We start from the raw sequence: 4,331 nt of genomic DNA, 5'->3' as shown, positions 1-4,331 counted from the left end.
ATTTATTCACCTTCTGAATAAAAATTATTCATGTGCTGAATAATTTTAACACATCTTGTGAAGAAACTCAACTGTTGATATAATTAATCTGTGAATTCAAGAGTTTTTGTTAAAAAAGGAGACTATACAAATTCTTTAGCCTTTATAAGGGAGACCTTTAAGACCTTTAAAGATATAGAATTCTCTGAAGGAGAAAAGGTCCTCATCTATTTTGATGGAGAGTTTGACGAAAACAGAAACCTCTCCACTTTTCCAAATCCAGTTTTTATAGAGGAGTTGGTGAGGTTTTTGCTGGATAAGGGCGTTAATGTAAGGGTTGGAAGTTCTGTGCTTGAAAAGGATAGAAACTTAACAGATATACTTGAAAATTATCCTGTTGATTTAGTCTCTTTTATGATGGAGGGGTTTGAGAAGACAAAACATGAAAAGATCATAATAGGAAGAGAGAGAAGAAAAGTGGGGGATCATGTTCAGAGAAGAATTTTAAGCAAAATCTATTTTCCAAAATCCTTCTTCTGGGCAGATTCTCTCATTCCTGTTTCAAAGATAAAACTCCATCCCTTTTTTCTTTTCTCAGGTGTTATTGCAGGGGTTACAACCCTTGTTCCATCATATACACGGACAGAACTTTACTTTTATGGAGCAAATCTTAAGGATTTTGCTGAAGGTCTATCAGAAATACTTACAATAGTTAAAAAGAAGGTAAAAGTCTCGTTCCTTGACGGAGTTGAGATCATTCAGGGAGATGAGATAAAGGGAAGTAAGTTTAATCTTAATGTTTTTATATCTTCTGATGATATGCTTTCTCTTGATTCTCTTGGCTCAGTACTTGTTGGTTTTAAACCATCAAATATTCCTCTCTTTACATCCCTATCCTTAAGACATCTTGGAATTTACAAACTTACGCAGATGAATTTAAAAGGAGATTACTTTGAGGAACTCATAAAACATCCAGAACCTCCAAGTTTAAGAAAACTCTCTCTCTTTAGGAAGACAAAGTTTTTTATAAATAGAGATAAATGTACAGATTGTGAGGAATGTTTGAATGTTTGTGCATTATCAGCCATCGACCTTAAAAACTATACCATTGATAACAAGAAATGCAGTGCATGTTTTGAGTGCTTCTTAAGATGTCCAGAGGGGGCAATAGAATTTAAAAATTAGTCTATATCTTGACAAATAAAAAAAAACTAATAAAATTGAATTACAATGAAAAAGAAGGTATCTGAGAGGCAGAAGGAAATTTTATCCATCTTAAGAAAGCACTTTAGAGAAAACGAGAGTATTACCGCTAAGGAACTCTCAAAAATTATGGATGTTAATCCAATTACTGCCTATGAACACCTAAGAAATCTTAAGGAGAAGGGGATTCTAAAGGTTGAGATGGCATTCTGTAAGAAGAAGGGGAGACCAAGATACAAATATGTACTTACAGAAGAGGGTAGAAGACTACTGAATACAGGTGTTGATTTTTATGTAGATGAAGTTAAGAACATTCTTAAGGAATTTGTGGAGGCAAGGGAGGAGGGAAGATTAAATGAACTCTTAATGGAAAAGGTAAGTAATTTCTCCAAAAATACCCTTAAGCCCCTCATTTTTATTGTTTTTGCCTTCCTTATCCTTATAACGCTCTTCAGGGATGTAAAGGAGATAGAAGTGCTTAAGGATCTATTAATGATGTCCCTCTCTTCAAAAATTGTATTTGTAAGCTTTGCATCGCTTACAGTGTTTCTCTTCTCAAAGTATGTTGGGGGTGTTGGTAATATCGATAAAAAATGGGAAGATGCCAAATACCATTTTGTCTCAATCTCTGATGAACAGAGAAAAGAGATCATAAGAATTTTAACAAATTTTATGTATGGAGGTGAAAAAGATGGGTGTAAAAGAGAGCTTGATTGGACTTATTCTTAAAAGGACCCTTATCTATGCCAAGAAAGACCCGGAGAGAAATCTTGATAAAATTCTTAACCTCCTTAAAGCTCTTACTCCGATAAAGAAATATAAAGAACAGATAGAGAGCGCCAGACAGAATATCCACAAGGAACCATACTGGGGTTTGATAACAAGAGTTTTAAGGGATATTGATACGAAAGTACTTACTACTCTTGGATATAACTTCTTTGTAAATACTATGCTTGTGGGTCAGGCAAAGAATATGGAAATGGAGAAGAAGTATGGCTTTATGGGTCCTTTTACAATTCTTATAAGTCCTACAATGAGATGCAATCTCCGCTGTGTTGGTTGCTATGCAGGAGAGTATACGAAGAAAGACGACCTTCCCCTTGATGTAGTTGACTCTGTTATAGAGCAGGGAAAAGAGATGGGAACATACCTTTACACAATTCTTGGAGGAGAACCATTCATAAGAGATGATATGTTTGAAATCTATAAAAAACACAAGGACTGCGCCTTTCAGGTATTCACAAATGGAACACTACTAAACGAGGAAAGGGTAAAGAAGATTAAAGAACTTGCAAATGTTATGCCTGTTATAAGTATTGAAGGTTTTGAAAAAGAGACAGATGAGAGAAGGGGGAAGGGTGTGTTTAAAAAATTAATGCACACTATGGATTTACTTCGTGAGAATGGTATTTTGTTTGGTTTTTCTGTAACTTATACAAAGTTAAACGCAGATATTGTTACAACCGATGAATTTCTGGATATGCTTATTGAAAGAGGTGCCTTCTGGGGATGGTATTTCCTCTACATGCCCATTGGCAGAGCGCCAAGCGTTGAGTTAATGGCGACGGCAGAGCAGAGAAAGAAACTTGGAGAGTTTGTAAGAAGGGTTAGAACAACAAAACAGATATGGCCTATGGATTTCTGGAATGATGCCCCCTATGTTGGAGGGTGTATTGCAGGTGGAAGGAGGTATCTACATATCAATCATAAAGGAGAGGCAGAACCATGCATATTCCTTCACTTCTCTGGTGGGAATGTAAAGGAGAAGTCTTTAATAGAAATCATGCAGTCACCATTATTCTCCACAATCAGAAAATTCCAGCCATTCAATAAGAACCTTCTCCTTCCATGTCAGATTATAGATCAGCCAAAGGTATTCCGCTATATCTATAAAAAAACAAGACCAAATATTACAGATATGGATGCAGATTTACTTGTTAAGGATGCAAAGCTTATGAGAGACCTTGATGAGTATTCAAGGTCAGTTCATAAAACAATGAAAGAGGTGTGGGAAACTACCCCAGAGTTTGTAAAGGGGTATCATCAGGTTGCCAAGGAAAGAATTGAAGAGAAGAAGAAGAGATTAAACGAAGAGGCGATGAGGAAGAGGAAGAAATACGAGGAGATTTTAAGAAAGAAGAAGGAAAGGGAAGCAAAGGAAGCAAAGGTATAAGATAGAAAGTTTAAAGCTTAAGGCTCGGGAAATCCCGAGCCTTTTTTATTCTAAGAAAATACTCTCTATTTCCCTTCTCTTTGATAACAAAAATCTTTTAACTTCATCCCATGAAATTTCCTCACAAATTGGATCAGGTGAGCTTTCCACATCTTCAAAGAAGAATAATGATTTGGTTATGTGATACCAGTTTAACCTCTCCTTTGAAAATTTCTTTATCATTAAATCTTTAAGTTCTCTAATGGAGATATTTTTCATAATAAAGACTATGTCAAAATAGTCTTTCTTTTCTGCTCTCTGGGAAAGACTTAGAAGTTTCATAGCTGCCACATCTTTTAAAGATGCAACGGGAATTCCATTAAAATCCTCTAAGGGATAAAGCAACGGGTATGGATAGTAAAACATTGAGACAAGAGTTTTATCTATTTCAGAATGCACTGTATCTCTTTCAGAGTATATAATTTTTCCTCCCAATTTTAATATCTCTGAAGATAAAGTCTCTGAATCGAACTCTTGACTATTGAAGAAATCCAAGTCCTTAGAGTATCTATGCTCTAAATGAAGTGAGAGTGAAGTTCCACCTGCGAGGTAAAACCCATACTTTAAGATGATGTTTTTAATCCTCTTTATCACCCTTACTGTTGTTTCTGGTATGTATTTCTTAAGCAATAGATCTCCTCCCTTGGTATATTTAATCTTAAAGCCCAGTAGTTAGCACTCTTTCTATCAATATTCTTACTTTTCTTAACCACCTCTCCAATTTCCTTTAAAGAATAGGTTTTAAGCATCCATCTAACATCCTTTTCATTTCCATACTTTATTATTCTCTCAATTATGAATTTTTTATGTCTTTTTATATCAAGTTTCTCAATATCCACATCCCACAAGATTACCTTAACACTCTCCGGTATCTTCTCCATACATAAATTTTACCACTCATTGACATATCACCTTCATATATCCACAGCCACTCTTT

Annotated in this window: 5 protein-coding genes; 3 read left to right on the top strand and 2 right to left on the bottom strand. The window is 35.2% G+C overall.

Annotated elements, in window-relative coordinates:
- Positions 1-90: 90 nt before the first annotated feature.
- The 3 genes from J7J33_01115 to J7J33_01105 are packed head-to-tail and all read left to right on the top strand — an operon-like array spanning position 91 to position 3,355.
- Positions 91-1,164 carry a DUF362 domain-containing protein gene (locus J7J33_01115; protein MCD6167894.1) on the top strand — a complete coding sequence of 358 codons (1,074 nt, stop codon included), beginning with the start codon at positions 91-93 and terminating at the stop codon, positions 1,162-1,164.
- A gap of 45 nt (positions 1,165-1,209) precedes the next feature.
- Positions 1,210-1,911 carry a winged helix-turn-helix transcriptional regulator gene (locus J7J33_01110; protein MCD6167893.1) on the top strand — a complete coding sequence of 234 codons (702 nt, stop codon included), beginning with the start codon at positions 1,210-1,212 and terminating at the stop codon, positions 1,909-1,911.
- A complete protein-coding gene (locus J7J33_01105) occupies positions 1,874-3,355 on the top strand; it encodes a radical SAM protein (GenBank protein ID MCD6167892.1) in 1,482 nt (493 codons plus the stop codon). The genes J7J33_01110 and J7J33_01105 overlap by 38 nt, the downstream gene beginning before the upstream one ends.
- 45 nt (positions 3,356-3,400) lie before the next feature.
- Here J7J33_01105 and J7J33_01100 read toward each other — a convergent pair whose 3' ends face one another.
- The gene (locus J7J33_01100) at positions 3,401-4,024 is read right to left on the bottom strand and encodes a nucleotidyl transferase AbiEii/AbiGii toxin family protein (GenBank protein ID MCD6167891.1); all 624 of its coding nucleotides are present in this window, start codon (positions 4,022-4,024) and stop codon (positions 3,401-3,403) included.
- Entirely contained in the window at positions 3,991-4,275 is a 285-nt protein-coding gene (locus tag J7J33_01095) for a hypothetical protein (protein ID MCD6167890.1), read from the bottom strand. The genes J7J33_01100 and J7J33_01095 overlap by 34 nt, the downstream gene beginning before the upstream one ends.
- Positions 4,276-4,331: the final 56 nt, after the last annotated feature.

The sequence above is a fragment of the Caldisericia bacterium genome, from assembly GCA_021158845.1.
Lineage (GTDB): Bacteria > Caldisericota > Caldisericia > B22-G15 > B22-G15 > B22-G15.
The sequence above is the reverse complement of the archived record's forward strand: the minus strand, read 5'-3'. Positions and strand labels throughout refer to the sequence as shown.

Coding starts and splice junctions, on each gene's coding strand:
- J7J33_01105 (MCD6167892.1), top strand. CDS start 1,874: ATGGGTGTAAAAGAGAGCTTGATTGGACTTATTCTTAAAAGGACCCTT.
- J7J33_01095 (MCD6167890.1), bottom strand. CDS start 4,275: ATGGAGAAGATACCGGAGAGTGTTAAGGTAATCTTGTGGGATGTGGAT.
- J7J33_01110 (MCD6167893.1), top strand. CDS start 1,210: ATGAAAAAGAAGGTATCTGAGAGGCAGAAGGAAATTTTATCCATCTTA.